Source organism: Pantoea sp. EKM10T (assembly GCF_011800685.1).
Lineage (GTDB): Bacteria > Pseudomonadota > Gammaproteobacteria > Enterobacterales > Enterobacteriaceae > Pantoea > Pantoea agglomerans.
Map to the genome: position 1 here is coordinate 170653 of NZ_JAALEU010000001.1, position 25634 is coordinate 196286.

Sequence of the window (25634 nt, forward strand, 5' to 3'; positions counted from 1 at the left end):
CGCCCGATTCCTCCGCTTATTCCGCCGCCAGATAACAGAGTTTTTCCGCCACCTGATAGGACTTCACAAACGACGTTACCGGCAGAAATTCGAAGCGTGAATGGAAGTTGTGCGCGCCGGTAAAGAAGTTCGGCGTCAGCAGACCTTTGGCTGACAGCGCGGCACCGTCTGTACCGCCACGCATCGGAATCACCTTCGGCTCAATCTCCAGCGCGGCAAAGGCACTGAAGATCAGGTCAATCGCCCGACGATCTTCACCCAGGGCATTGCTGATATTGCTATAAGTATCGCTGATACCCACGCTCACCTTGCCGGTGGGGTAACGCGCCGCCAGATCCTCTGCTGCCTGCTGCAACTGCTGCTTACGTGCCGCAAAGCTGGTCAGATCAAAATCACGGATTGAGGCCTTCAGCGTCGCCTTGCTGGCGTTGGCCTGAATCTCATTGAACCAGATATAGCCTTCACGGCCTTCAGTGTGCTCCGGGGTCTGCAGCCGATCAAACAGGCTGATATAGTCATGGGCCATCAGCAGCGGATTGACCAGCACCCCTTTGCCCGACATCGGATGGGCCGGTACACCGGTAAACACAATTTCTGCAGCGGCAGCATTGAAGTTTTCATAGACCACTTCGCCCAGTTCGCAGCAGTCGATGGTCCAGGCGAAATCAACATTAAAGCGCGTTTCCAGATCCAGCGCTTTCGCGCCGCGCAGCCCAATCTCTTCGTCCGGCACAAAGGCCACCACGATGTCGCCGTGGTCGCCGTTAAGGTTCTGCATCAGCGTCATCACCACGGTGACCGCCGCTTTGTTGTCCGCGCCCAGCACGCTGGTGCCGTCGCTGAAGATCACCCGCTGACCGACGTAGGGCGCGATCTCCGGATGTTCATCGCGGCGCAGCCAGATATCCTGCTCTGCATTCAGACAGAGATCTTCGCCCTGCCAGGTGAGGATCTGCGGGTGGATATCGGGCGACAAACCGACATCAACGGTATCGATATGCGTAATAAACCCGATGCGCGGCGCGTCAGGCCGGTTGCCGCGTTTCACCGCCGTCACCGTAGCATGCTCATCAATCACTACCTCATCCAGCCCTGACGCGCGCAGCTCATCCGCCAGCAGTTCCGCCATGGCGTGCTGGCTCGGCGTGCTGGGCAGGGTGGTGGATTTGGCATCGCTCTGACTGCTGATGGCGAGGTAACGGAAAAAACGGTCTGTGAGCTGCGACTCAAGTTTGTCTGTCATCACTATTCCTTATTAGTCAGCCACCGGCGGGGTTCGTTATGGTGCCGAATCGTGCTATCAATGAAGCATCTGAATGATTCATTTAGATATTGTGATCACCGGAAGTCAATACAAAGCGAGGATAATAATGAAAATCAAGATAGCCACCTTAGCGCTTGTTACGGCTGGGATAGCGCTGGCTGGCAGCGTTAACGCCAAAACGCTGGTCTTCTGTTCTGAGGGATCGCCAGAGAATTTTAACCCGCAGCTCTATACCTCGGGGACCAGTGTTGACGCCAGTGCGGTGCCGGTCTTTAACCGGCTGGTGGACTTTACGCCCGGCACGACCAATCTGGTGCCCAGCCTGGCGGAACGCTGGGAAATCAGCCCGGATGGCACGGTTTACACCTTCCATCTGCGCAAGAACGTGAAGTTTCAGAGCAATAAAGCCTTCAAACCCAGCCGCGACTTCAACGCCGACGATGTGATCTTCTCGTTTATGCGTCAGATGGACCCGAAAAATCCCTACCACAATGTCTCTGGCGGCACCTATTCCAACTTCGAAAGCCTGGAGCTCTCCACGTTGATTAAAAGTATCGACCGGGTCGATGACCACACCGTACGTTTTACGCTGTCCCATCCGGAAGCGCCGTTCCTTGCCGATCTCGCCTGGTATTTCGCCTCGATCCACTCGGCGGAATATGCAGACGCGATGCTGAAAGCGGGGACGCCGGAGAAGGTCGATATGAACCCGATCGGCACCGGACCGTTTGAGCTGGTGCAGTATCAGAAAGATTCCCGCATTCTCTACAAAGCGTTCCCGGACTACTGGCAGGGCAAGGCGAAGCTCGATCGGCTGGTGTTCAGCATCACGCCGGATGCCTCCGTGCGTTATGCCAAGCTGGAGAAGAATGAGTGTCAGGTAATGCCATTCCCTAATCCCGCCGATCTTGAAAAGATGCGCGCTAACCCGGATATCACCCTGGAACAGAAGGCGGGTCTGAATACCGGCTTCCTGGCGTTTAACACCACCAAAGCGCCAACCGATAACGTCAAAGTGCGCCAGGCGCTGGCGATGGCGATCAACAAACCGGCGATCATCGATGCGATTTTTAAAGGCACCGGCACGGTTGCGAAAAATATCCTGCCACCGGGCGTCTGGAGCGCCGACAAAGATCTGAAAGATTACGACTACGATCCAGAGAAGGCCAAAGCCCTGCTGCAACAGGCGGGTGTGAAACCGGGTACCGAAATTGCGCTCTGGGCGATGCCGGTTCAGCGGCCTTACAATCCGAATGCGCGCCGCATGGCGGAGATGATTCAGTCGGACTGGGCTAAAGTGGGCATCAAAGCCAATATCGTCAGCTATGAGTGGGGCGAATACCTGAAACGCGTGCGCAGCGGTGAGCATCAGGCGGCGCTGATGGGCTGGACCACCGCCACCGGCGATCCGGACAACTTCTTTGGCCCGCTTTACAGCTGTACCTCTGCACAGGGCGGTTCCAACTCCTCAAAATGGTGCTATCAGCCGTTCGAGAAGTTAATCACCGAAGCCCGCGCCGAGCCGGATCAGGGCAAACGCACCGCGCTCTATCTGCAGGCACAGCAGATGATGCATGACCAGATGCCTGCGGTGATGATTGCGCACTCCACCATCTTTGAGCCGGTGCGCAAATCGGTCAGCGGCTATCAGGTCGATCCGTTCGGCAAACATATTTTCTATCAGGTTGATATTAAGCAGTAAACGGTAACAGCTATCAGCAGGGGCGCATACACATGTGGGCCTCTGCTGTCTGGCTCAGCTTAAAAAGAACTGACAGCAATAAATAAGTTCAATGCGAAGGGAACATGCCCCGAAGAGGAAAGCGTCCCGCGCCATGGACAAAAACGCCGGGAGCGTTTTTGAACAACGCAACGCGTTGGCCCGGCTACGGGCGCACCTCAGGGATGAGGTGCGTAATCGCGTGGGCCGGGCATGCCATGGAGGCCGGCTTTTGCGACTTTCCGATCGGGTCGTGTTTCCTTCGCCTGCACCCTCTCACAGCGAATCGGTGCAGACGTAACCCGTGTTCCTTAGCCAGCACCCTCTCACGGAAGCAGCCAGGACGTTAACCCATATTCCCTTAGCAACCTGAATCACATGGCAATCTGGTACCGAGCTGGTTAAACCACAACCCTGTATCCCTCATCCCATCCTCACCTGCTGATCCATTTCCGTCAGCCGCTGCTGCAAAAACTGCAGAAACAGCGTCAGCGCCGCATTCCGCTGGCGGCCGGACACCGTCTGAAGCTGCAACGTTCGCTGACTCAGCTGATCCACTCCCATCGAACGCAACACCAGATTTTGCGTGTCGCGCTCAAACAGCAGGGTAAACGCACTGCAAATGGTTACTGCCTGCGGGGTATGCAGCAAAAAGTGGTAGAGCGTAGCGAAATAGTCGCAGGTCAGCACCGGCTCGACCACGCAGTCGTTCATCTGACAGGAGAGGTCAAACAACTGCCGCACGGTAGTATGCTGACCTGGCAACGCCAGCGGCCAGCCATGCAGATCGGCCAGCGTCACCTGACGCGACGCCAGCGGATGTGACTGATGCATCGCCAGTAACACCGGCGCCGGCCACGAGCCGAGCACCTCAACGCTGCGCTCCGGTTGCAGACTGAACTGCAGCGCAACATCGCATTCCCCAGCCCTGACGCATGCCGCCACGCCCTGCGAGTGCGTCACGTTAAGCGCAAACAGCACGCCGGGGTTGGCCTGACGGAACTCCGCCAGCAATCCCGGCAGCAGACTAAACGCCATTCCGTCGGTGCAGGCGATGCGGATCAGGCTGCGCCGTATTGCTTTCAGCCCCTTAATCTCCGCCAGCGCATATTCCATATCGAGCTGACTCTTGCGCACATGATGCGCGAATATTTCACCCGCTTCGTTCAATACCATGCCGCGTGCATGCCGCTCAAACAGCGGTACACCCACTTGCGTCTCCAGACGCTGAATCTGGCGACTAATCGCCGACACCGCCACAAAGAGCTGCTCGCTGGCGGCGCTGAGCGATCCGCACTGTACGACCGCCAGGAAATAGCGGATCTCACTGCTTAACATGGTGACTCCGACGAAACGCATCATAAAAGGGCAGGCGTGGCTTGCTTTAAAAGCAAGGCTCACTCGATAAATTAATAATTGTGGCAAAGAGAGAAGTTTGTCAAAGATAAAGCACGATAAAAAGAACAGACAGGGCAAACATGACAGAGCAACAGACCGTTGACCAGGCGATGCACTATTTCGACAGTGGCGAGTTTCAGCAGCTGCTGGCACGACGAATTTCCTGCGTGACCGAAAGCCAGCACGCCAGCAGGCAGGTGGAGCTGGAGAGCTATCTGCAGCAGGAGATTGGCCCGCAGCTGGCGGCGATGGGCTTTACGCTGCACCCGTTTGAGAATCCGCAGCCCGGCAGCCCGCCGTTTCTGATTGCCACGCTCATTGAAGATCCCTCCAGACCGACGCTGCTCTGCTATGGCCACGGCGATGTGGTGTTCGGCGACGATGAGAACTGGCGCGACGGTTTATCACCGTGGCGACTCACGGCTGAAGATGACCGCCTATACGGACGCGGCAGTGCGGACAATAAAGGCCAGCACTGCATCAATCTCGCGGCGCTGGAGCAGGTGTGGCAGGCACGCGGTGGCGCACTGGGCTTCAACTGCAAAATCCTGTTTGAAATGGGTGAAGAGATCAGCTCGCCAGGGCTGGCGGAGATTTGCCAGCAGCAGCGGGCGCTGTTACAGGCCGACCTCTTTATCGCCTCTGATGGCCCGCGACTGAACGCGGTGCGGCCGACACTGTTCCTGGGTTCGCGTGGCGCGGCGAACTTTCGTCTGACTATCAGGGCGCGCGACAACGCCTATCACTCCGGCAACTGGGGCGGATTGCTGAGCAATCCCGGCACCCAGTTGGCCAATGCGCTCGCCTGCCTGGTGAATGCACAGGGTGTTTTGCAGGTCGCCGCACTGAAACCGGACTCCCTTACCGATGCGGTGCGCGCCATCCTCAGTGATATCGAGGTGGGCGGCATGCCGGGCGATCCGGCGCTGGCCGACGGCTGGGGAGAACCGGGCCTGACGCCTGCGGAGCGTCTTTATGGCTGGAACACGCTGGAGGTGCTGGCGTTTGAAACCGGTAACCCGGCGCGCCCGATGAACGCCATTCCCGGCAGCGCCACGGCGGTGTGTCAGCTGCGATTTGTGGTCGGCACCGACTGGGAAAATCTGGTCCGGCATGTCGAAAGTCACCTGCATCAGCACGGCTTCGATAACGTCAGCGTAGAGTTTATGCGCGGTTCACCTGCAACGCGACTCGATCCGCAGGATCCGCTGGTGGCCTGGGCGCTGGACACGCTGGCCCGCAGCAGCGGTAAAAAACCGGCGCTGTTGCCCAATCTCGGCGGTTCACTGCCCAATGAGGTATTTGCCGATATCCTCGGCCTCCCGACGCTGTGGGTGCCCCATTCCTATCCGGCCTGCGGCCAGCACGGCGTTAACGAACACATGCTCACCTCTGTTGCACGTGAAGGGCTGGCGATCATGACCCGCCTTTTCTGGCAACTGGGTGAAGAGGGCGAACAACTGATGTCGCGCCACCATCAGTGGCGGAGAGGTGAACAATGAGCAGTATCGCACAGAGTACTCCGCAGGTGAAACCGAGCCTGCACAAAACGCTGTTCGCTACCTGCATTGGTAACGCGCTGGAGTGGTTCGACATCGCGGTGTATGGCTTCTTCGCCAGCTACATCGCGCACGTCTTCTTTCCGGTCAGCGATCCGTCGGTGTCGCTACTGCTGACCTTCGGCAGCTTCGGCATCTCATTCCTGATCCGTCCGCTGGGTGCCATCGTGCTGGGCAACTATGCCGACCGTCATGGCCGTAAAAAAGCGCTGCTGCTCTCAATCAATCTGATGATGCTGGGCGGGGCGATCATTACCTTTATGCCGGGTTACGCCACTATTGGTCTGGCGGCGCCGCTGCTGATTATCCTGGCGCGCCTGATTCAGGGCTTCTCTGCCGGGGGCGAGTTTGGCAGTTCCACCGCTTTCCTGGTAGAGCACTTTCCCGAGCGCAAAGCCTTTATCGCCAGCTGGCAGTTCGCCACACAGGGCGCCAGTACTCTGATGGCATCGGCGTTCGGCCTGGGGCTGACACACTGGCTGAGCGAAAGCGAGATTCAGGCGTGGGGCTGGCGTATCCCGTTTGCCTTCGGCTTACTGATTGGACCGCTGGGGATCTACATTCGCCGTCACGTGCAGGAGCCCGCCAGCTTTGCGACGCAGGAGAAGGAAGCCGCACCGCTGAAAACACTGTTCGGGCGGCAGAAAGCGCTGATCACCCTGGCGATTGGGGTGATGGTGATCTCGACTGCGGTCAACTACATGCTCAATTACATTCCGACCTACGCCACCAAAACGCTGCATCTGCCGGGGTCAGTGGCCTTCACCGCCACGCTGGTCGCAGGGATTATCCTGACGGTGGTGACGCCCATAATGGGATTGTGGGCGGAGCGGATTGGCCGATTGCCGCTGATGTGGGGATCGCTGCTGCTGTTGATGGTCACCATCTATCCCGCCTTCAAATGGATGGTCGATCACACTACGCCCACCACGCTGATCCTGCTGGTGGCGTGGATGGCGCTACTCAAGTCGGTCTATTTCTCCACGGTGCCGTCGGTGATGGCCGATCTCTTCCCGGCGACCACGCGCGCCAGCGGCATGGCGATCAGCTACAACGTGGCCGTGACGGTATTTGGCGGGTTTGCACCGCTGATTTGCAGCATGCTGATAGCCGCCACCGGCAGCAGTCTGGCGCCTGGATACTACCTGATGGCTGTGGCGGTGCTGAGTGGCATCGCGCTGCTGCGCTGCAGTAAGCGGGTGGCATAAAAGAGTGGGCCAATTACTGGCCCACTCTGGTACTGACAACGTCAGGTACGGGAGGAGGTAAGATCGAGCCAGTGATTAACTGAACTGTAAATAGGCAACATGGGTCTGCAGATACTCCTCCAGACCATGTTTTCCATCGGCACCGCCGACACCCGATTTACGCCACCCGGCATGAAATCCCTGCATCGCTTCGAAGTTTTCACGGTTAACATAGGTTTCGCCGAACTTCAGCTTTCGCAGCGCGGTCATGGTGGTATTCAGATTCTGCGTATAAATCGAGGAGGTCAGCCCATACTCGCAGTCGTTGGCCAGCGTAATCGCCTCGTCAAGCGTTTTAAAACTCATCACCGGCAGAACCGGGCCAAAAATCTCCTCCTGCATAATCGCCATCTCCTGGCGCACCTCAGTCAGCAAGGTGGGTTGGAAAAAGAAGCCTCTGTCTCCGGCGCGCTTGCCGCCCAGAACCACTTTCGCCCCTGCGGCGACGGCCTCTGCCACCTTCTGCTCCACCCGATCCCGTGCTGCGGCATTAATCAGCGGACCCATATCGATATCGCTGCGTTCGGCCGGGTCGCCAAATGTCACCTGCTGAAACGCGGCGGTCAGTGCGCTGATAAATCGATCGTAAATGCCTTCCTGCACATAGAGCCGCTCTACGCAATTGCAGACCTGGCCGCTGTTAATGATCCGCGAGCTGACGACCGCCCGCACAGCCAGCTCGAGGTCGGCATCATCCATCACGATGGCGGGGGCTTTGCCACCCAGTTCCAGCGACACTTTGGTGACATTTTTAGCCGCGGCTTCCATGGTGGCAATGCCCGCACCTACGCTTCCGGTCAGACTCACCAGACCGACCTTAGGATTTGCCGCCAGCTCCTGTCCCACTTCCGGTCCCAGACCATAAACAAAGTTAATGACGCCAGCAGGCAGACCCAGCTTTTGTATGATGTCGGCAAAAAGTGCCGCATTATTCGGTGTCAGCTCACTGGGTTTGATCACGATGGTGTTTCCGGTGATCAGGGCCGGTGCCGCTTTGCGGGCAATGAGGAAGAAGGGGAAATTCCACGGCAGTATTCCGGTAGTGACGCCGATCGCTTTTTTGAACAGGAAGATATTTTCGTTGGGGCGGTCACTGTTGATGATCTCACCTTCATAGCGGCGCGCCCACTCTGCCATGTAGTCGAGGTAGTCGGCGGTGAACATCACTTCGGTCTTCGCCAGCCCCTGGGTTTTTCCACCCTCAGCCACAATGGTTGACGTCAGTTCAGGCTCACGCTGGCGGATGGCGGTGGCAATTTTGTGCAGCCAGACGCCGCGCTCTACTGCAGGCAGCGCTTCCCATCCAGGCTGAGCCACTTCTGCGGCGCTGATGGCAAGGCTGGCATCCTGACGACTGCCCTGGGGAATACGGGACAGCAACGCCTCCGTGGACGGATTGATCACCTCAATCCAACGGTCACCCTGATGGGCTACAAATTCGCCATTAATGAAATGTTGATGATGTGTTGTCATTCGCTTAGCTCTCCGCTATCGATACGTTGCAGTAATGTGATAGCAGGGTGAAACAGATTGCTCTGGGCTACCTTTAGCTGATTGCCAGCTGCCGGGAGCGGCTGGCAGCCAATCACAGATATCGGTGAGTTCTGCGGCAAAAACGTCAATATGTTGTAGATTTAAAGGAGTGAAGTGGTATTAAAGGGGTTAAATCATGGCAAATGGATGGGCGTCAGAAGGCGCAGTACAGGAACAGATCGATAGCACCGTCAATGACGGCATTGAGCGGGTAAGACAGTCGATCGGACAGGGCGAAAGCGCCACCGAATGCGAGCTCTGCGGCGAGCCGATCCCCGAAGCGCGTCGTCAGGCGCTTAAAGGCGTGCACTATTGTGTGGCGTGTCAGGAAAAAATCGACAAGCAACAGCAGACCAGCAGTTTATATAACCGTCGGGGCAGTAAAGACAGTCAGTTGCGCTGATCCTCAGGAGCCTGGCATCGCCAGGCCACTGCCAATAAACCACGCCAGAAAGCCCACGCCCGCCACAATGATGGCGATCGGAAACAGAATTCCAATTCTCATAATTTACCTGCTGCAAACAGCGATTTCAGGGGCTGCGATCTTATCATGAGATCTGCAATACGGCGCGGTGGGTTTTCAGCAGAGTGAACAGCTGGAACTGCGTTGCATCATTTTCCTCCCGCAACACCTCACCTTTTTTATAGAGAATATGGTGAACATGTCCGAGCTGACGCCAGACCACTATCGCTGAGGCGATCAGGGCGCAATGCTGATCCGCCTGCACACACTCAAGGGTGGCATAGTGGGTTTCATCCAGGCCATTCACAAACACCTTTATCGCATCTGCAGGTAATATCGCGCGCAGATCATCCAGCATGACCTGGCTGACTGACTGCGAAAGAAACAGCGTTAACCACTTTGTCGTCATCCCATTCCCTGATCCGATCAATTTTCCCCAGTTTATACGACCTTGCCCGCGTTAATGAAAGGCTTCTTTGCACATTTGCCAACCTTCCCTTGTGAATGGCAGTCAGATCAGAATTGTGCTGCGCCACACAGCAAAAATGAAAAAAACATTGAATAATAAGTTACTTACTTAACTAATCGTCCGGTTTTCTGACAACGGTGAAATTGTGATCCCTGATGGGCACAACGGGTAAATATTGCCACTTCACTGTGGCTTCCGGCATTTATCCAAAGGCTGAGGAATTCCTGCTGAACGTAGACTGCCTGCTGAGCGGAAGCAGACAGGTTTCCGACAGGCCTCAACCTAACCGGGGAATAACAATGAACAGTGCCATTATTGCGGGTATCTTCTGGCATTTTGTCGGAGCTGCCAGCGCCGCGTGTTTCTACGCGCCTTTTAAACAGGTGAAAAGATGGTCATGGGAAACCATGTGGTCGATCGGTGGCCTGATGTCGTGGCTGATCCTGCCGTGGGCGGTAAGTGCCATTTTACTGCCAGATTTTATGGCCTATTACAGCAGCTTCTCGCTTTCGCAACTGACGCCGGTATTTCTGTTTGGCGCGATGTGGGGCATAGGCAATATCAACTACGGCCTGACCATGCGTTATCTCGGCATGTCGATGGGAATCGGTATCGCGATTGGCATTACCCTGGTGGTCGGCACGCTGATGACACCGCTTCTGCAGGGGCGCTTTGGTGAGCTCTTCGCGTCGGCGGGTGGCCGGTTAACCCTGCTGGGCGTACTGGTGGCACTGATTGGCGTCGGGATTGTGTCGCGTGCCGGGCTGTTAAAGGAGCGGGCGCTGGGGATTAACGCAGAAGAGTTTAATCTCAGAAAAGGACTGGTGCTGGCGGTGATGTGCGGCATCTTCTCGGCGGGTATGTCCTTTGCCATGGATGCGGCTAAACCCATGCATCAGGCCGCCGCTAATCTGGGCATCGATCCGCTGTATGTAGCTCTGCCCAGCTACGTAATCATTATGGGCGGCGGCGCTCTGGTTAATCTGGCCTTCTGTTTCTGGCGGCTGGCCACCCGGCCAGAGCTGTCGGTGCGTAAAGACTTCTCGGTCGGGAAGTCGCTGCTGATTGCTAATACCGCGTTTGCGGTGCTCGGCGGCACCATGTGGTATCTGCAGTTCTTCTTCTATGCCTGGGGCCATGCCAGAATCCCGGCGCAGTATGACTATGTCAGCTGGATGCTGCACATGAGTCTATACGTCCTGTGTGGTGGTCTTGTGGGGCTGCTGATGAAGGAGTGGAAGTCTGCGGGACGCCGCCCGGTCAGCGTGTTATCAATCGGCTGTGTGGTGATTATCATTGCCGCCAATATTGTGGGACTTGGCATGGCGGCCTGATCGCGAATAGTGACTCTGTTTTTATGCAGGCGGGGCCTGCCAGACTGATGGCTCACTCCGTCGGGGTTTTACTTTCAACAACACATTATTTTAATTCGCAGGCACTGTTTCCCGGCAATGTGGAACAGCTTTTCTCTGTTACCTCAACGGGCCTGCTATGCAGGCCCGTTTTATTAAGACTCGGCACTTTTCAGTGCCTGGCGTGGGGCGATAAATTGCTGTCGCCAGGCGCTGGGAGGTAAACCGGTGTCACGGGTGAAAACCACCGAAAAATAGTTACTGTCATCAAAGCCGCAGCGGGCGGCAACCTCACTAATCAGACAATCCTGGGTGCGCAGCAGATATTTTGCCTGACAGAGCTGCAGCTGACGCAGGTAATGACCGATGGTCATCCCGGTCTGCTGACGGAAAAGCTGCCTCAGCGCCCGTTCGCTGAGCTGGTTCTGCTGACAAAACTCCGCGAGATCAAAGGGGCGGGCAATCGCACCCTGTAACGCTGACATCAGCAGATCGAGCTGTTCCCCCTCCGGCAACGCCCCGGGGCGGTCGGCCGCGTAGCCGTGGCGGCGCAGAATCAGCGCCAGCTGTAAAAACAGCGCCTCCGAGAGCTGAACTGAAAGGGGGTCGCTTTTGCGGCTTTCACGCTCCAGCTGGCTGATCACTCCCCGGGCCAGCGCCATCCCTCGCGTGGTCAGCCGCCAGCCGCCTGGCGCATCCGGTCCCTGTTGCGGCAGCAGCTGATTCCAGTCAAGGGCAAGACCAAAGCGATCCCGACAGTAGAGGATGTTATCCAGCACCAGATCGTTAACGCTGTCGTAGCTGTGGCAGTCACTGTCGCGGATATAAAAAACGTCGCCACAGGTAATCAGCCAGGGGCGATCGTTGAGGACGTGCAAGCCATTGCCGCGCCAGACAATCACGATTTCACTGAACTCGTGTCGATGCGGCGGGAAAGAGGGTTGTGGCATCCTTTCGGCGACCGCCACCGGTAGAGTAGTGGCGGGAAAATAGTCATCCCGACTGAGTATCAACGCCATGATTGGCTCCTTTACATCATCTGCTGGCGCTCCGCTCGCGGTGCGCAGCCAAATTCGCGCCTGAACAGGGTTGAGAAATGGTTGCTGTCCCCAAATCCACACTGGAAGGCGATATCGGTAATTCGCATATCACTGTGACGCAGCAGATGACGGGCCTGCAACAGCCGCACACGGTTCAGGTAGCGCTGCGGCGTGCTGCCGGTTTGCTGCTTCATTTGCCGATGCAGGGTACGCAGCGACAGGGAGAAGCGGTCAGCCAGTTCATCCCAGATAATCTCATCACTGTAATGCTCACCCAGCCAGTCGAGCAGACGATGCAGCCGCGCCTCCTGATCCTGACTCTGTCCGTCAATGCACGCCTCACGCAACAGCACCAGCAACTGTAAAAAGAGCTGTTCCTGACGCGCCTGTTTTTCCATCGACCAGGTATCATCCGGCTGCATCTGCGCCGCCACACTCAGCGCCTGCGTCATCACCTTTTGATTGATGCGCCAGTGGGAAGCATATTGCCCGTCCTGATCGCAGGGCAGTAAAGCCTGTAACCCGGAGAGAAAGCGAAATGCGCCGGGGCTGCGATAAAGCACGTTGGTCAGACAAAGGTTGTCGGTCTGCTCATAAAGATGACGATCGTGATCGCGCACAAAGCAGACGCAACCGGCGCAAAGCGTTTGTGGCTGACCATTAAACACATGAATGCCAGAGCCTTGCTCAACCAGCACAATTTCATGGAAATCATGATGATGCTCCGGGAAGGCGGCCTGGGGTATGCGGGGTTCAATCGCAATGGCGTAATCGCCTTCGGGGAAAAAATCCGCACTGTGCAATATGGTCATGGTCATCTCTCGCTGCTTAACAAAACCGTAACGCAGTCTAATCAGCACGCTCTAACCTTACCTTGAATTTTCAGCCTGACTCAGCAGGAATCATGCTGATTTTTCAAGAAATCCTCAGCAGTTAACAGATTTGCGGCAGGGGTCACATCCTCCCGCCTTTCGCCTCTGTGATCTCTCTCACGAAGTTCTTTGCAAGTCTGCCAGGGCTTATCAGCCGCTGGCACTCCGGGGAAGGTCTTTAACCGGCCAGGTTTTTACTCTGTGAACACTCAATCACAGGGAAAAGTCGCCATGACCAGGAGAAACATTGTTGCTATTGATCTCGGGGCATCCAGCGGGCGGGTCATGCTCGCAAGCTGGGATGCTGCGCAGCGCCAGCTCGCGCTTCGTGAGGTCCGGCGCTTTAAAAATAAGCGCCAGCGTCGTGCCGGTTATGACTGCTGGGATCTGACGATGCTTGAGCAGGAGATACGCGCCGGGCTGGCTCAGTTAGATGAAGAGAAGATCGTGCCAGACAGTATCGGTATCGACACCTGGGGCGTTGATATGGTGCTGCTGGATGCAGAGGGCGAGCCGGTGGGTGAGGCGGTCAGCTACCGCGATGCGCGCACCCACGGCCTGATGGAGCAGGCGCAGCACGAACTGAGCCGCAGTGCCATCTACGCCCGAACCGGCATTCAGTTTCTGCCATTCAATACGCTCTATCAGATGCGCGCCCTGCATCAGCAGCAGCCCGACTGGCAGGCCCGCGTGGCGCATGCGCTGATGATGCCGGACTACCTGCATTATCGCCTGACCGGCAATCTCAACTGGGAATACACCAACGCCACCACCACGCAAATGCTCAATATTCACAGCGGCGAATGGGATCGTGATCTGCTCGCCTGGGCGGGCGTTGCTCCTGAATGGTTCGGTCAGCCGCAGGCACCGGGCAACACCGTCGGCCACTGGGTCAATAGCGCAGGTGTCCCGGTCCCGGTGATTGCCGTCGCCACCCACGACACCGCCAGCGCGGTTCTGGCAACGCCGCTGATGCAGGACGATGCGGCCTATATCAGTTCCGGAACCTGGTCGCTGATGGGCTTTGAAAGTTTGCAGCCTTATGCCTGCGATGGCGCATTACGCGCCAATATCACCAATGAGGGCGGCGCAGAAGGCTACCGCGTACTGAAAAATATCATGGGCTTATGGCTGTTGCAGCGCATCTGCGGCGAACTGCAGATTGACGATCTCAGCGCACTGATTGATCAGACGGCCCGCCAGCCCGCCTGTGTTTCACTGATTAGTCCCAACGATGCGCGCTTCATCAATCCCGACAGCATGGTTAACGAAATTCAGAACGCCTGCGCAGAGCAGGGAATGCCGGTGCCACAATCTGCCGCCGCGCTGGCACGCTGCATATTTGACAGCCTGGCACTGCTCTATCGCGAGGTGATCCAGGAGCTGGCAGAGCTGCGAGGCAAACCTTTCAGCCAACTGCACGTGGTAGGGGGCGGCAGCCAGAACCGTTTTCTTAACCAGCTCTGTGCCGATGCCTGCCAGATTCCGGTGCTGGCAGGTCCGGTTGAAGCCTCCACGCTGGGTAACGTCGGTTGCCAGCTGATTGCGCTTGGCGAACTGATCGATGTGGCTGATTTCCGCTGCAGCGTCATCAACAACTTCCCACTGGAAAAATTCGAACCGCAAACTCACAGCGTCTTCAGTGCCAGTCAGGCACGCTTCGCGACGCTGAGTCAACCCGCTAAGGAACCCGCTTATGACTAAGCAGATTGAACAGGCTTTTGAACTGGCTAAACAACGCTACGCTGACAATGGAGTTGATGTTGAACAGGCCATTCGCCAGCTGGACGGCATTCCTGTCTCGATGCACTGCTGGCAGGGGGACGATGTCCGGGGGTTTGAGAACCCACAGGGCGCATTGACCGGCGGCATCCAGGCGACCGGCAACTATCCGGGACGAGCACGCAATGCCAGTGAATTACGCAGCGATATCGACAAGGCGATGTCTCTGATCCCAGGCGCAAAACGTCTGAACCTGCACGCTATCTATCTGGAAAGTGACAAGCCAGTCGATCGGGATGCCATTGAACCTGCCCATTTCGCCAACTGGGTCGCCTGGGCGAAAGAGCACAACTTAGGGCTGGATTTTAACCCCAGCTGCTTCTCGCATTCGATGAGTGCCGACGGTTTTACGCTGTCGCACAGTGATAAAACCGTGCGTCAGTTCTGGATCGATCACTGCAAAGCGAGTCGCCGCATCTCCGCTTCGTTTGGTGAGCAGCTTGGCACGCCGTCAGTGATGAATATCTGGGTGCCGGACGGCATGAAAGATATTACCGTGGATCGCCTGGCCCCGCGTCAGCGTCTGATGAGCGCACTGGATGAGGTCATCTCAGAAAAACTGAACCCGCAGCACCATATCGACGCGGTTGAGAGCAAGCTGTTTGGCATTGGCGCAGAGAGCTACACCGTGGGCTCCAATGAGTTTTATCTTGGTTACGCCGCCAGCCGCCAGACGGCACTATGCCTGGATGCGGGACATTTCCATCCCACCGAAGTGATCTCTGACAAAATTTCCGCCGCGATGCTCTATGTGCCGCGTCTGCTGCTGCACGTCAGCCGCCCGGTGCGCTGGGACAGCGACCATGTGGTGCTGCTGGATGATGAAACTCAGGCGATCGCCAGTGAGATCGTCCGCCATCAGCTGTTCGACAAAGTGCATATCGGACTCGATTTCTTCGACGCCTCTATCAACCGGATTGCCGCCTGGGTTATCGGCACCCGTAACACCAAAAAAGCGCTGCTGCGTGCCCTGCTGGAGCCAACCGATCGTCTGCGCCAGGCCGAGAACGAGGGCGATTACACCGCGCGGCTGACGCTGCTGGAAGAGCAAAAATCATTGCCATGGCAGGCGGTATGGGAAGCCTGGTGCCTGCGCCATGACGTCCCGGCTGATGCCAGCTGGTTAGGCGACGTCCGTCATTATGAACAACAGATTTTGAGCCAACGTTAAGGATTTCACTATGCAAAGCATTCTTTCTTCCGGGTTTGTTAAGGGAATGGTCAAAGCAACCAGCGATATGTGGCTGAAGGGCTGGGACGAACGTAACGGCGGCAACGTCAGCCTGCGTCTGCGGGAAGAGGAGGTTAAACCTTTTGCCGCTGATTTCTGCCTGCAACCGCGCTGTATTGAGCTGACACAACCTGCGCCGGCGCTGGCGAACGACTGGTTTCTGGTGACCGGGTCAGGAAAATTCATGCGTAATGTCCAGCTTGATCCGGCGGATTGTCTGGCACTGCTGCAGGTCGATGACAAAGGGCTCTTTTATAAAATTCACTGGGGCCTGTCGAATGGCGGTTTGCCCACCTCTGAGCTGGCGTCACACTTTCAGTCTCACGCGGTGCGTAAAGCGGTCAGTAATGGTGCAGACCGGGTAATCATGCACTGTCACGCTACCAACTTTATGGCCTTAAGCTATGTGGTTGAGATGGATTCCGCCCGCTTTACCCGCCTGCTGTGGGAAGGGAGTACCGAATGTCTGGTGGTGTTCCCGGACGGTGTGGGTGTTTTACCCTGGATGGTACCCGGCACCGATGAAATCGGCACCGCGACAGCCGGGCAGATGCAGTCACATACCCTGGTGATGTGGCCATTCCACGGTGTCTTTGGCACGGGCCCGACGCTCGATGAGACTTTTGGTCTGATTGATACGGCGGAGAAATCGTCAGAAGTGATCGTCAAAGTGCTGTCGATGGGCGGTATTCGTCAGAGTATCACCACAGAACAGCTGGTTGCATTGGGTGAGCGCTTTGGTGTGAAGCCGTGGCAACCGGCGCTGGATGCAGGGCCTGCTAATGCTGCGTAAAGCCTTTGTGATGCAGGTGAATCCTTATTGCCATGCAGAGTATGAGCGTCGGCACTCACCGATCTGGCCAGAACTGGCCGAAACCCTGAAAGCGCACGGCGCGCATAACTATGCCATCTGGCTGGACGCCGAGCGGCATCTGCTGTTCGCCAGTGTTGAGATTGAATCTGAGGAGCGCTGGAACGCGGTGGCGGAAACGGAGGTCTGTCAGCGCTGGTGGGCATCAATGAAAGATCTGATGCCGTCTAATGCAGATAACAGCCCGATCAGTGAGCCGTTAAAACCGGTTTTCTTTCTGGAATAAAATCGGGAATAAAAGATGAAAAGGGCGGCATCGCCGCCCTGATATTTTTAACGCTTAGCCTGACACAGGCCGGTGAGTGTCGGCCACATCGCCATCAGCGTATCAATAATGCTCTCCAGATCGTCACGCTCAACGCCTTCACGCGCCCGCACCGACATGCCCTGCAGCATACAACTCAGATAACGTGACAGCGCGGGAATGTTTACTGACGCACTCAGTTCACCACGCTGCTGACGCGCCAGCAGAAAATCCTTTAACACATGCTCCTGCGACTGATGCTGCTGTTGCAGCATGGTGGCAATCTCTGCTGAAGCCGCAGACAGGGCGGTTGAGGTGCAGATAAAGAAACAGCCGCCGGGAGAGTCGCGTTCGGTAAAACAGGCCGCGGTGGCGCGCAAATAGGCTTCAATAGCCCGATCCACCGGTAACTGGTCATCGCCCAATGCCGCTTCACGCCATGCACTGAACTTCTCCACGTAGCGCTCCATCGCCGCGCGAAACAGTCCCTCTTTATTAACAAACTCGGCGTAGAGGGTTGGCGCTTTCGCGCCGGTTGCGGCCACCAGATCGGCCAGAGAAGTTCCCTCGTAACCGTGCGTCCAGAACAGGGTCAGAGCTTTATCGAGCGCTGCTTCGCGATCGAACACTTTTGGTCGGCCGCGGCATTTCTTTACATCGCAATCCTGAACCTGACTCATACACCCTCACTGACAGTAAAACACCCTATTAAATTACCGATCATTATAAAAATGTGCAAGGCCTGGCGTGGATGTCGCCGGCAGGGGTTGCCATTTTGTGCGCCAGCGCATTTTTACAGCCCCTTAGGTTAAGTCAGAAAAGAGGCTGAAGCCCATAATCACGCCACTTCGCGAATAAAATAACGCTCATTAAATAAATGTTGACGACAAACCGTATCGGGGTCTATCATTTGTTTAACGGTCATTAATTAAATAGTGACAACCCATTCAGACCAACCGAATTTCAATATTGAATAGAGAGATTATTATGAAAAACATCAAAATCACCCTGGCAGCACTGGCACTGACTACTCTGACTTTTGGCGCATCTGCCGCTGACCTGGTGACCAGCGAACCTGTTAATCAGCAGCCAGTTGGCACCATCTCTGTACTGGGCGGCACCAATCTGTCTTCTGTTGAAGCGCAGCTGAGTGCTAAAGCGGATGAAGCGGGTGCGAAATCGTTCCGCATCACCTCAACCAGCGGCCAGAACAAACTGCACGGCACGGCTGTGATTTATCAGTAATTTTGATTTCAACAGAATAAGTGAGAAGGGGTTCGTTATGAAAAATATCAATATGATGGTCGTGGCGGCGGTGCTAAGCGGTCTGTCATTTGCCAGCGTAGCGGCCCAGCAGGTCAGCAGCACACCGCTGGATCAGCAAAAAATCGGTGTCATCAGCGCAACGGGCAGTACTAATCTGCTTTCGCTGGAGCAGCAACTGTCAGAAAAGGCCAGCGATGCAGGAGCAAAGTCTTTCCGCATCACTTCGACCTCTGGCAGCAACAACCTGCATGGCACAGCCGTTCTTTATAGATAAAGTGAGCGGTAAATAACCCTGAACAGGCTTCAGATAACCCGCTTATCTGAAGCCTTTTTTTATTATCCGTTACTGCGTAACTGTGGATAACGACGGAAGATATAAACACACCAGAGTAACGCCACCAGGCCAATCATCCCGCCGACATTGCCGACTTCCGCCATGCTCAGATGCAGGCTGACCTGATTACCCAGCAGCGCACCCGCGCCGATACCGATATTGTAGATACCGGACATCAGCGACATCGCCACATCCGTGGCATCCGGTGCCAGCGACAGCACCCGCACCTGCATACCCAGTCCGATCATCATCATCGCCATTCCCCAGACAACGCATAGCGTTGAGATAGCCGCAGGGCGAACGGCAGCAAAAATCAGCAGGCCCATGCACAGGGTGATCAGGGCGATGGCCGCAATCAGCAGTCCGGAGGGAAACTTATTACCGAGTGTGCTGAACAGTACGCTACCCACAATGCCCGCAGAGCCAAACAGCAGCAGTAGCAGGGTAGTGAAGTTGCCACTGGAATGGGCCACGGTTTGCATAAAGGGCTCGATATAGCTGTAAGCGGTGTAATGCGCGGTAACGACCAGCGTCACCAGCAGATACATGCTGACCAGCGCCGGACGGCGAAACAGCATCGGCACACTGCTCAGCGAGCCGGTATGTTCACTCGGCAGACGCGGCAGGATGCGCACCAGCATAATCATCAGCACCAGTGCCGAAAGGCCAATCGCGCCGAAGGTCGTACGCCAGCCAAGATACTGACCCACCACACGGCCAATCGGCACGCCCAGCACCATCGCCAGCGCGGTACCGGTTGCCAGCATACTTAGCGCCTGAGTTTTCTTACCGGCCGGAGCGACGCGAATCGCCAGCGAGGCGGTGATCGACCAGAACACCGCGTGAGACAAGGCGATACCCACGCGTGACACCATCAGCGACCGGAAATCCCAGGCAACGGTAGAAAGAGCGTGGCTGACGATAAAGATCAGGAACAGCACACCCAGCAGCAGTCGTCGCTCAATATTGCGGGTCAGCAGCATCAGCGGCAGTGAGAGCAGTGCAACCACCCAGGCATAGATGGTCAGCATGATCCCGACGTCAGCCGTCTGCATTGAAAAGTCAGCAGCGATGTCAGATAACAGGCCAACCGGCACAAATTCGGTGGTATTAAATACAAAGGCGGCGATGGCCAGCAATACCACGCGTAGCCAGGCAGTTTTACGTGAAACAGTAGTTGGTTGCATGAGGAGTCAAGTCAGTCAGTACAGCGAATCGGATGTGGCAGAAACATCCAGCGAAAGTGACCTGCGTCACAAATTACTGACCATTGTAGTGAATAAAGCGGGAAGAGAAACCTTATAAACGCCTTTTAATGCTGAAATTTTTTTATCGCCCCATCACAGGGCGATAGCCTGAGGTTATTGACCGCGACGCCGGGCGGGCATCATTCGCAGCAGAGTATTGTCTTTAAGCAGATAGTGATGGAACAGTGCGGCAGCAGCATGCAGTCCGATCAGCCAGTAACCCAGCGGTGCCAGGGTTTCATGCCAGCCAATCAGCATATCCGCCATATCAAAGTCAGGTTCAGGCGCGACCGGCATGCTGATGCCAAACAGCCACCATTCCCGACCTTTAAGATAACGCGATGTCAGGCCGAGGATCGGCAGAGTGATAAACAGGGCATAGAGCAGGGTATGAGTCAGATGTGCCAGCCCGGTTTGCCAGCGCGGCGGAGCGGGAGTAATGGGCGGTGTGCGATGCCGGGTGCGTAAAAAGAGGCGGGCAAGCATCAATACCAGGATGGTCGCGCCGGCGCTGAAATGGGTAATGATCATGGCATAACCCTGCCAGGATCCGCGCTGTGCAAAACCGCGCAGTTCAATGGTGGCGTAGGCCGTCACCACCAGTAAAAAGGTGAGCCAGTGAAGGGCTATCTGAGCGCGCGCAAACTTATCCCGCATTGTGCATTCCATTAAAGAGAATCAGGAAGATTAACATAACGGAAAACAGCGGTAATTCTTAACAAATTAGCGCAGCGGGAAAAATTTTTTCCCCCTTACCAGGTGGATCAGATTAACGCGAAGACGGGGTGTGCTTCAGGGCCACGCTGAGCTGGGTGGCCTGCTGGTCAACATTTTTGAGTGGACAACAATTTTCACAGCCGATTGCGCCAGCATAATATTTTTTAGCCTGCAGGATGGCGGCATTCACATGGTAAAAACTGCCAAGAAACATACGGTTATCGATGTCGGGAAGATGGGGGCAGCCTGCGGCATGAACCACATGATTATTGTTATATCCTGATTGTTTATTGACGTAGTAGTAGAGAGCCACAGGCGTTCCTTGTTGCCGTGTTAAAAGGCAAAGCAGATGAATTATTACAATAAAAACGATTATAGCGGGAAACCTGCATTTTGTTTGCTGTGGCTCTGAATAGCGCGTTTATTGTGATAAACCGCCAGGCCCGCAGGAGAAGCCAGGCCTGGCATGAGAAGACGTTCTCAGAGTTTTTTACTGTGCAGACGCCAGGCAACCAGTAACGCCAGGATCAGCAGGACGCTGATAAACAGCGTAATCCCGCTCCAGCCAAAGTTATGCCAGAACACGCCACCCAGTGTACCCGCGACGCTGGAACCCACGTAGTAGCTGAACAGATAGAGCGAAGAAGCCTGGCCTCTTGCCCGGCGGGCCCGGGGGCCAATCCAGCCGCTGGCAACCGCATGGGCGGCAAAAAAACCGGCGGTGAACAGCATCATCCCTGGCAGGATCAGCCAGAGGGAGTTGAAGGCGGTAATCAGCAAACCCAGCAGCATGATGGCGGTAGCACCCAGCATCACAGGACCCCGACCCAACCGGTTGGTCAGCGCGCCCGCTTTAGGCGAACTCCAGGAGCCGGTGAGGTAGACCACTGATAACAGTCCGACCACGGCCTGGCTGAGATGCCAGGGCGCATCCAGTAAACGGTAGCCAATATAGTTAAACAGGGTGACAAAGGCTCCCATCAGCAGGAATCCTTCGGCAAACAGCCAGGGAAGGCCCGGATCGCGCCAGTGCAGCCGGAAGTTAATCAGCAGATTACGCGGACGCAGCGTAATGGGCCGGAAATGGCGCGACGCAGGCAGAATCTTCCAGAACATCAGCGCCGAGGCCAGCGAAAAACAGCCGATTACCGCCACGGCGAGTCGCCATGAGAAGAGGTCAGTCAGCACGCCGCTCAGCAGTCGACCGCTCATCCCGCCTATCGAGTTACCGCTGATATATAACCCCATGGAAAAGGCGACGACCCGTGCATCCATCTCCTCGCTGAGGTAGGTCATGCCGACCGCCGCCACGCCACTCAGCGACAACCCCATCAGCGCCCGCATAATCAGAATGCCGTGCCAGCTGGTCATGGTGGCCGAGACCAGCGTGCAGATGGCGGCCAGCATCAGGGCTGTGACCATCACCGATTTACGACCGATAGCATCAGAGAGCGGCCCGGTGACCAGCAGGCCCAGCGCCATCAGGCCGGTCGAGATGGAGAGCGACAGGCTGCTGGTTGCCGGAGAGATACCAAACTGCTGTGACAGCACCGGCAGAATCGGCTGCACACAGTAGAGCAGGGCAAAGGTCGCCAGCCCGGCGGAGAAAAGCGCCAGCGTCACGCGCATAAACTGTGGGGAATCCCGGCGGATATGACCTGAAGCGGCAACTGACTCTGGCGGCGCAGAGACCGCATTCTCATCCACTGTGACAGCATGTGTTGAGCGACTCACACATCTTCCTCAAATTTAGAAAACCTGTCGTCAGCTTAGGAAAGCGGCATTATGATGTCTAATATATTAATAATCTCAAATGAGACGTTTAAGATATGAATATCGAACTGCGTCATCTGCGCTACTTTGTTGCGGTGGCGGAAGAGTTACATTTCGGGCGGGCGGCCCAGCGACTGAACATTTCTCAGCCGCCGCTCAGCCAGCAGATTATTCAGCTGGAAACAGAAACGGGCGCAAGGCTGTTCAATCGCACTAACCGCAGCGTGCAGCTTACCGCTGCCGGACAGCAACTGCTGAGTGACGCCCGCGCGATTCTGTTGCAGGTTGAGCAGGCGGCCGATCGCGCCGCCCGGCTGCATCGTGGTGAGGAGGGGGAACTGCGGATTGGCTTTACCTCCTCGGCCCCGTTTACCGCCGTGGTCTCTGACGCGCTATTCCGGTTTCGTCAGCGCTGGCCGCAGGTACATATTCAGATGCAGGAGATTAATACCCGCCAGCAGCTCGCACCGCTTCATGATGGACGGCTCGATCTTGGCGTGATGCGCAACACGCCGCTGCCCGCCGATCTGCGTCATCAGCTGCTGCTGAGTGAGCCGCTTTATGCCGTGGTGCATAAGGCGCATCCGTTGGCTGACGCCGATAAAATCTCTGTCACTGCCCTGGCGGCGGAACCCTTTGTATTCTTTGACCCTCAGGGCGGAACCGCGCTCTACAGCGATATTCTGGCGCTGCTGCACCGCTACCATATCAAGCCCTTTATTACCCAGGAAGTGGGTGAGGCGATGACCATACTGGGGCTGGTGGCAACCGGGTTAGGCGTTTCCATTCTGCCTGCCTCATTTCGACGGGCGCGGCTGGCCGATCTGGTCTGGTTGCCCTTAACGGAAGAGGATGCCATTTCAGAGCTGTGGCTGGTCTGGTCAGCCGGACGCGAAATAAATGCGCAGATGGAAAACATGATGGCGTTGCTGCGGCGAAACCGGCACTGATGCGCGGGCAACACCGCATCAATCTGTGCGATAAATCACATTTCTAATCAAATATTTGACGCTGTCGCCGGATCTGGCTCACCATGGCGCATGTTTATTTAGAAGCGCGAAAATAACCGGGAGCAGGGTTGTGAATCCGGACAGTCAACCTGGCCACATTGACCAGATCAAGCAGACTAATGCAGGTGTCGTATATCGATTAATTGACCGTTATGGTCCCATTTCGCGTATCGAACTTTCCCGCCGTGCCCAGCTTGCTCCGGCCAGCATTACCAAAATTGTGCGTGAAATGCTGGACGCACATTTAGTGCAGGAGACCGAGTTTCAGGATCCCGGCAGTCGTGGTCGTCCGGCGATAGGCCTGATACTGGATACCGACGCCTGGCATTATCTGGCTATTCGCCTGCATCGCGGTGCCATGACGTTTACGCTGCGCGATCTCAGCAGCAAGGAACTGGTGGAAGAGAGCCTGCCGCTGCCTGATGAGTCTGCTCAGCCGTTACTTACCGCGCTGATTGAACAGGTTGATGCCTTCTTTATTCGTCATCAGAAGAAGCTGGAACGCCTCACGGCCATTGCCATTACATTGCCAGGGCTGATCAACGCCGCGTCAGGTGTGGTGCATCGGCTACCGGGTTATGAGGTGCGCGATATGCCGCTGGGCGATGCGCTGGCGGCGCGAACCGGCTTACCGGTGTTTGTGCAGCACGATATTTCAGCCTGGACGCTGGCGGAGTCGTTGTTTGGTGCCTCACGTGGGGCGCAGGATGTGATTCAGATTGTGATTGATGAAACCGTGGGAGCCGGGGTGATCAGTGGCGGTCAGCTGCTGCATAAAAGTGGCAGGGCGCTGGTCGAGATCGGGCATACTCAGATCGACCCGTATGGTCAGCAGTGCTACTGCGGTAATCATGGCTGTCTGGAGACCGTGGCCAGCACCGGCAGTCTGCTGGCGCTGGCGGCGCAGCGTCTGCCGGCCCAGCCCGACAGCCTGCTCAATAATCAGCCGCTGACGCTGGAGTCGCTGTGCGCGGCGGCGCAGTCTGGCGACCGTCTGGCGCGCGACACCATCGCCAGCGTGGGTCATCATGTTGGCCGGATTCTGGCGATGATGGTCAACATCTTCAATCCTCAACATATTCTTATCGGTTCCCCCCTGAATGCCGCCGCGGATGTGCTGTTTCCGGCCGTGAGCAACACCATTCTGCAGCAATCACTCCCGGCCTACAGCGCGAGTATCCAGCTGGCACCTACCGAATTTAGCGAGCCGGGAACGTTAGGCGGCGCAGCGCTGATCAAAGACGCGCTCTATAACGGACACCTGTTAGTGAAACTGTTGCAAGGTTAAGCGGGCCTAATCTTGCGCTAACGCAATCTGTTCTCATCCTCCATTCCTTAAAATGCCGGTTCGCAGCAAGGTTAATCACCGATTAACCGCAACGGTTCGAGAGGAGAAGTTGAGTGAACAGACTATTTGTTACCGGCACTGACACCGCAGTGGGCAAAACGGTGGTGTCACGCGCCCTGTTACAAAGTTTTATCCAGGCCAGGCTCAGTGCCGTCGGCTACAAGCCCGTCGCGCGCTGCGCGGTCAAAACCGCCGACGGCCTGCGTAACAAAGATGCACAGGTTCTGCAAAGCGCTTCATCCATCGATTTACCCTATCAGGCGATCAATCCGCTGGCCTTTCAGGAAGAGGAGATCTGCACCCATCCGAGCCAGATCATTGATTACGCATTGCTGACACAGGGCTTAAGCAGCCTGACGCAGCAGGCCGATCGCGTGGTCGTGGAGGGCACCGGCGGCTGGCGCAGCCTGATGAACGATGGACGTCCGCTCTCCTGCTGGGTCGTTGAGCAGCAGCTGCCGGTGGTGCTGGTGGTCGGTATCCAGTCGGGCTGTATCAGTCACGCCCTGTTAACCGCAGAAGCGATAGCGCAGGATGGACTGCCACTGTTGGGCTGGGTGGCCAATCGCATCAATCCGGGACTGGCGCAGTACAGCGATATTATTGAGATTCTGCGTGAAAAAATTAGTGCGCCGCTGCTGGGCGAGCTGCCTTATCTGCCGCGTGCAGAACAGCGTGATTTGACGCCTTACATCGATATTTCTCTGCTGGAGCAGAACAATCTGCACGCTGTGAGTGCAAAGATCGCCTGATTATGAAACAAACTAAGTCATCTGAGTCGGCAATGAGCCTAAAGTTTCAGGCTTGTTGTCGGCTGTCTTTAACTATTTCCATTTAGAATTGAAAGACCTGGCTCGGATATCGAGAAATCGTGGCGTCATGGCGCAGAAAATG

At 56.3% G+C, this 25634-nt stretch carries 26 protein-coding genes; 14 read left to right on the forward strand and 12 right to left on the reverse strand.

The genetic code is table 11. The features are described 5' to 3' along the window. Positions 1 to 16: 16 nt before the first annotated feature. On the reverse strand, positions 17 to 1243 hold the full coding sequence (gene pepT / locus HFD95_RS00805) for a peptidase T (protein WP_167429710.1): 1227 nt from the start codon (positions 1241 to 1243) through the stop codon (positions 17 to 19). Between the two features lie 127 nt (positions 1244 to 1370). On the opposite strand from pepT, the gene HFD95_RS00810 reads away from it, so the two are divergent. Beyond that, on the forward strand, positions 1371 to 2966 hold the full coding sequence (locus tag HFD95_RS00810; RefSeq protein WP_083067978.1) for an ABC transporter substrate-binding protein: 1596 nt from the start codon (positions 1371 to 1373) through the stop codon (positions 2964 to 2966). 441 nt (positions 2967 to 3407) lie between these two features. Here the strand turns inward: HFD95_RS00810 and HFD95_RS00815 are convergent, their stop codons facing one another. Next, positions 3408 to 4322: a LysR family transcriptional regulator gene (locus HFD95_RS00815; protein WP_010244726.1), complete on the reverse strand. Its 915-nt coding sequence runs from the start codon at positions 4320 to 4322 to the stop codon at positions 3408 to 3410. Positions 4323 to 4462: 140 nt separating this feature from the next. Here HFD95_RS00815 and HFD95_RS00820 point away from each other — a divergent pair, with 140 nt between their 5' ends. Then, positions 4463 to 5884 carry a M20 family metallopeptidase gene (locus tag HFD95_RS00820; protein WP_129062942.1) on the forward strand — a complete coding sequence of 474 codons (1422 nt, stop codon included), beginning with the start codon at positions 4463 to 4465 and terminating at the stop codon, positions 5882 to 5884. Then, positions 5881 to 7149 (forward strand): MFS transporter, encoded by a 1269-nt coding sequence (locus HFD95_RS00825; RefSeq protein ID WP_010244731.1) that lies wholly within the window; start codon positions 5881 to 5883, stop codon positions 7147 to 7149. The genes HFD95_RS00820 and HFD95_RS00825 overlap by 4 nt, the downstream gene beginning before the upstream one ends. 75 nt (positions 7150 to 7224) lie before the next feature. Here HFD95_RS00825 and aldA read toward each other — a convergent pair whose 3' ends face one another. Then, entirely contained in the window at positions 7225 to 8661 is a 1437-nt protein-coding gene (gene aldA, locus HFD95_RS00830) for an aldehyde dehydrogenase (protein ID WP_167429711.1), read from the reverse strand. 196 nt (positions 8662 to 8857) lie between these two features. On the opposite strand from aldA, the gene HFD95_RS00835 reads away from it, so the two are divergent. Beyond that, positions 8858 to 9124: a DksA/TraR family C4-type zinc finger protein gene (locus HFD95_RS00835; RefSeq protein WP_010244737.1), complete on the forward strand. Its 267-nt coding sequence runs from the start codon at positions 8858 to 8860 to the stop codon at positions 9122 to 9124. Positions 9125 to 9127: 3 nt separating this feature from the next. Here the strand turns inward: HFD95_RS00835 and HFD95_RS00840 are convergent, their stop codons facing one another. Beyond that, positions 9128 to 9226, reverse strand: coding sequence for a YoaK family small membrane protein (locus HFD95_RS00840; RefSeq protein WP_008925225.1), 99 nt, complete (start codon positions 9224 to 9226; stop codon positions 9128 to 9130). A 43-nt stretch (positions 9227 to 9269) separates the two neighbouring features. Further along, on the reverse strand, positions 9270 to 9593 hold the full coding sequence (locus HFD95_RS00845; RefSeq protein ID WP_010244743.1) for a hypothetical protein: 324 nt from the start codon (positions 9591 to 9593) through the stop codon (positions 9270 to 9272). Positions 9594 to 9952: 359 nt separating this feature from the next. Here HFD95_RS00845 and rhaT point away from each other — a divergent pair, with 359 nt between their 5' ends. Continuing rightward, on the forward strand, positions 9953 to 10987 hold the full coding sequence (rhaT, locus tag HFD95_RS00850) for an L-rhamnose/proton symporter RhaT (RefSeq protein ID WP_033787799.1): 1035 nt from the start codon (positions 9953 to 9955) through the stop codon (positions 10985 to 10987). 173 nt (positions 10988 to 11160) lie between these two features. Here the strand turns inward: rhaT and rhaR are convergent, their stop codons facing one another. Together rhaR and rhaS are read right to left on the reverse strand one after the other, a co-directional pair. Further along, complete coding sequence (gene rhaR / locus HFD95_RS00855) at positions 11161 to 12024, reverse strand: HTH-type transcriptional activator RhaR (protein ID WP_167429712.1); 864 nt, start codon at positions 12022 to 12024, stop codon at positions 11161 to 11163. 11 nt (positions 12025 to 12035) lie between these two features. After that, positions 12036 to 12857: an HTH-type transcriptional activator RhaS gene (rhaS, locus tag HFD95_RS00860; protein ID WP_029519076.1), complete on the reverse strand. Its 822-nt coding sequence runs from the start codon at positions 12855 to 12857 to the stop codon at positions 12036 to 12038. A 291-nt stretch (positions 12858 to 13148) separates the two neighbouring features. On the opposite strand from rhaS, the gene rhaB reads away from it, so the two are divergent. The 4 genes from rhaB to rhaM are packed head-to-tail and all read left to right on the forward strand — an operon-like array spanning position 13149 to position 17027. Continuing rightward, complete coding sequence (gene rhaB, locus HFD95_RS00865; RefSeq protein ID WP_033787802.1) at positions 13149 to 14621, forward strand: rhamnulokinase; 1473 nt, start codon at positions 13149 to 13151, stop codon at positions 14619 to 14621. Further along, on the forward strand, positions 14614 to 15870 hold the full coding sequence (locus HFD95_RS00870; protein ID WP_159226442.1) for an L-rhamnose isomerase: 1257 nt from the start codon (positions 14614 to 14616) through the stop codon (positions 15868 to 15870). The genes rhaB and HFD95_RS00870 overlap by 8 nt, the downstream gene beginning before the upstream one ends. A 10-nt stretch (positions 15871 to 15880) precedes the next feature. Continuing rightward, positions 15881 to 16723: a rhamnulose-1-phosphate aldolase gene (gene rhaD / locus HFD95_RS00875; protein WP_167429713.1), complete on the forward strand. Its 843-nt coding sequence runs from the start codon at positions 15881 to 15883 to the stop codon at positions 16721 to 16723. Next, the gene (gene rhaM / locus HFD95_RS00880) at positions 16713 to 17027 is read left to right on the forward strand and encodes an L-rhamnose mutarotase (RefSeq protein ID WP_010670186.1); all 315 of its coding nucleotides are present in this window, start codon (positions 16713 to 16715) and stop codon (positions 17025 to 17027) included. Before rhaD ends, rhaM begins: the two co-directional genes overlap by 11 nt. A gap of 47 nt (positions 17028 to 17074) precedes the next feature. Here the strand turns inward: rhaM and HFD95_RS00885 are convergent, their stop codons facing one another. Then, on the reverse strand, positions 17075 to 17725 hold the full coding sequence (locus HFD95_RS00885) for a TetR/AcrR family transcriptional regulator (protein ID WP_062757681.1): 651 nt from the start codon (positions 17723 to 17725) through the stop codon (positions 17075 to 17077). A 307-nt stretch (positions 17726 to 18032) separates the two neighbouring features. Here HFD95_RS00885 and HFD95_RS00890 point away from each other — a divergent pair, with 307 nt between their 5' ends. Next, complete coding sequence (locus HFD95_RS00890; RefSeq protein WP_010244768.1) at positions 18033 to 18290, forward strand: DUF1471 domain-containing protein; 258 nt, start codon at positions 18033 to 18035, stop codon at positions 18288 to 18290. Between the two features lie 37 nt (positions 18291 to 18327). Further along, positions 18328 to 18585, forward strand: a complete 258-nt coding sequence (locus tag HFD95_RS00895) for a YdgH/BhsA/McbA-like domain containing protein (RefSeq protein WP_033757723.1) — start codon at positions 18328 to 18330, stop codon at positions 18583 to 18585. Positions 18586 to 18647: 62 nt separating this feature from the next. On the opposite strand, the gene HFD95_RS00900 is transcribed toward HFD95_RS00895, so the two are convergent. The 4 genes from HFD95_RS00900 to HFD95_RS00915 form a co-directional block, all read right to left on the reverse strand. Beyond that, positions 18648 to 19832, reverse strand: a complete 1185-nt coding sequence (locus HFD95_RS00900) for a sugar transporter (RefSeq protein ID WP_167429714.1) — start codon at positions 19830 to 19832, stop codon at positions 18648 to 18650. Between the two features lie 174 nt (positions 19833 to 20006). Continuing rightward, positions 20007 to 20549 carry a cytochrome b561 gene (gene cybB, locus HFD95_RS00905; protein ID WP_010244777.1) on the reverse strand — a complete coding sequence of 181 codons (543 nt, stop codon included), beginning with the start codon at positions 20547 to 20549 and terminating at the stop codon, positions 20007 to 20009. A 112-nt stretch (positions 20550 to 20661) separates the two neighbouring features. After that, positions 20662 to 20922, reverse strand: a complete 261-nt coding sequence (locus tag HFD95_RS00910) for a hypothetical protein (RefSeq protein WP_031592383.1) — start codon at positions 20920 to 20922, stop codon at positions 20662 to 20664. Between the two features lie 167 nt (positions 20923 to 21089). Continuing rightward, positions 21090 to 22343 (reverse strand): MFS transporter, encoded by a 1254-nt coding sequence (locus tag HFD95_RS00915; RefSeq protein WP_033771812.1) that lies wholly within the window; start codon positions 22341 to 22343, stop codon positions 21090 to 21092. Between the two features lie 95 nt (positions 22344 to 22438). Here HFD95_RS00915 and HFD95_RS00920 point away from each other — a divergent pair, with 95 nt between their 5' ends. The 3 genes from HFD95_RS00920 to bioD all read left to right on the forward strand — a co-directional run bounded on the left by HFD95_RS00920 (position 22439) and on the right by bioD (position 25492). After that, positions 22439 to 23332: a LysR family transcriptional regulator gene (locus tag HFD95_RS00920; protein ID WP_033771811.1), complete on the forward strand. Its 894-nt coding sequence runs from the start codon at positions 22439 to 22441 to the stop codon at positions 23330 to 23332. 130 nt (positions 23333 to 23462) lie between these two features. Next, positions 23463 to 24680, forward strand: a complete 1218-nt coding sequence (locus tag HFD95_RS00925) for an ROK family transcriptional regulator (protein ID WP_010244790.1) — start codon at positions 23463 to 23465, stop codon at positions 24678 to 24680. Positions 24681 to 24793: 113 nt separating this feature from the next. Next, entirely contained in the window at positions 24794 to 25492 is a 699-nt protein-coding gene (bioD, locus tag HFD95_RS00930) for a dethiobiotin synthase (RefSeq protein ID WP_045140332.1), read from the forward strand. The last annotated feature ends 142 nt before the right edge of the window (positions 25493 to 25634 follow it).

Bases quoted from the DNA above. Each gene is read 5' to 3' on its own strand.
- rhaS (WP_029519076.1), bottom strand. From the start codon at position 12,857: ATGACCATATTGCACAGTGCGGATTTTTTCCCCGAAGGCGATTACGCC.
- HFD95_RS00835 (WP_010244737.1), top strand. From the start codon at position 8,858: ATGGCAAATGGATGGGCGTCAGAAGGCGCAGTACAGGAACAGATCGAT.
- HFD95_RS00810 (WP_083067978.1), top strand. From the start codon at position 1,371: ATGAAAATCAAGATAGCCACCTTAGCGCTTGTTACGGCTGGGATAGCG.
- HFD95_RS00820 (WP_129062942.1), top strand. From the start codon at position 4,463: ATGACAGAGCAACAGACCGTTGACCAGGCGATGCACTATTTCGACAGT.
- HFD95_RS00870 (WP_159226442.1), top strand. From the start codon at position 14,614: ATGACTAAGCAGATTGAACAGGCTTTTGAACTGGCTAAACAACGCTAC.
- HFD95_RS00895 (WP_033757723.1), top strand. From the start codon at position 18,328: ATGAAAAATATCAATATGATGGTCGTGGCGGCGGTGCTAAGCGGTCTG.
- rhaT (WP_033787799.1), top strand. From the start codon at position 9,953: ATGAACAGTGCCATTATTGCGGGTATCTTCTGGCATTTTGTCGGAGCT.
- HFD95_RS00825 (WP_010244731.1), top strand. From the start codon at position 5,881: ATGAGCAGTATCGCACAGAGTACTCCGCAGGTGAAACCGAGCCTGCAC.
- HFD95_RS00840 (WP_008925225.1), bottom strand. From the start codon at position 9,226: ATGAGAATTGGAATTCTGTTTCCGATCGCCATCATTGTGGCGGGCGTG.
- HFD95_RS00900 (WP_167429714.1), bottom strand. From the start codon at position 19,832: ATGCAACCAACTACTGTTTCACGTAAAACTGCCTGGCTACGCGTGGTA.
- HFD95_RS00815 (WP_010244726.1), bottom strand. From the start codon at position 4,322: ATGTTAAGCAGTGAGATCCGCTATTTCCTGGCGGTCGTACAGTGCGGA.
- aldA (WP_167429711.1), bottom strand. From the start codon at position 8,661: ATGACAACACATCATCAACATTTCATTAATGGCGAATTTGTAGCCCAT.
- HFD95_RS00890 (WP_010244768.1), top strand. From the start codon at position 18,033: ATGAAAAACATCAAAATCACCCTGGCAGCACTGGCACTGACTACTCTG.
- HFD95_RS00920 (WP_033771811.1), top strand. From the start codon at position 22,439: ATGAATATCGAACTGCGTCATCTGCGCTACTTTGTTGCGGTGGCGGAA.
- pepT (WP_167429710.1), bottom strand. From the start codon at position 1,243: ATGACAGACAAACTTGAGTCGCAGCTCACAGACCGTTTTTTCCGTTAC.
- cybB (WP_010244777.1), bottom strand. From the start codon at position 20,549: ATGCGGGATAAGTTTGCGCGCGCTCAGATAGCCCTTCACTGGCTCACC.
- HFD95_RS00885 (WP_062757681.1), bottom strand. From the start codon at position 17,725: ATGAGTCAGGTTCAGGATTGCGATGTAAAGAAATGCCGCGGCCGACCA.
- rhaM (WP_010670186.1), top strand. From the start codon at position 16,713: ATGCTGCGTAAAGCCTTTGTGATGCAGGTGAATCCTTATTGCCATGCA.
- rhaD (WP_167429713.1), top strand. From the start codon at position 15,881: ATGCAAAGCATTCTTTCTTCCGGGTTTGTTAAGGGAATGGTCAAAGCA.
- HFD95_RS00845 (WP_010244743.1), bottom strand. From the start codon at position 9,593: ATGACGACAAAGTGGTTAACGCTGTTTCTTTCGCAGTCAGTCAGCCAG.
- rhaB (WP_033787802.1), top strand. From the start codon at position 13,149: ATGACCAGGAGAAACATTGTTGCTATTGATCTCGGGGCATCCAGCGGG.
- rhaR (WP_167429712.1), bottom strand. From the start codon at position 12,024: ATGGCGTTGATACTCAGTCGGGATGACTATTTTCCCGCCACTACTCTA.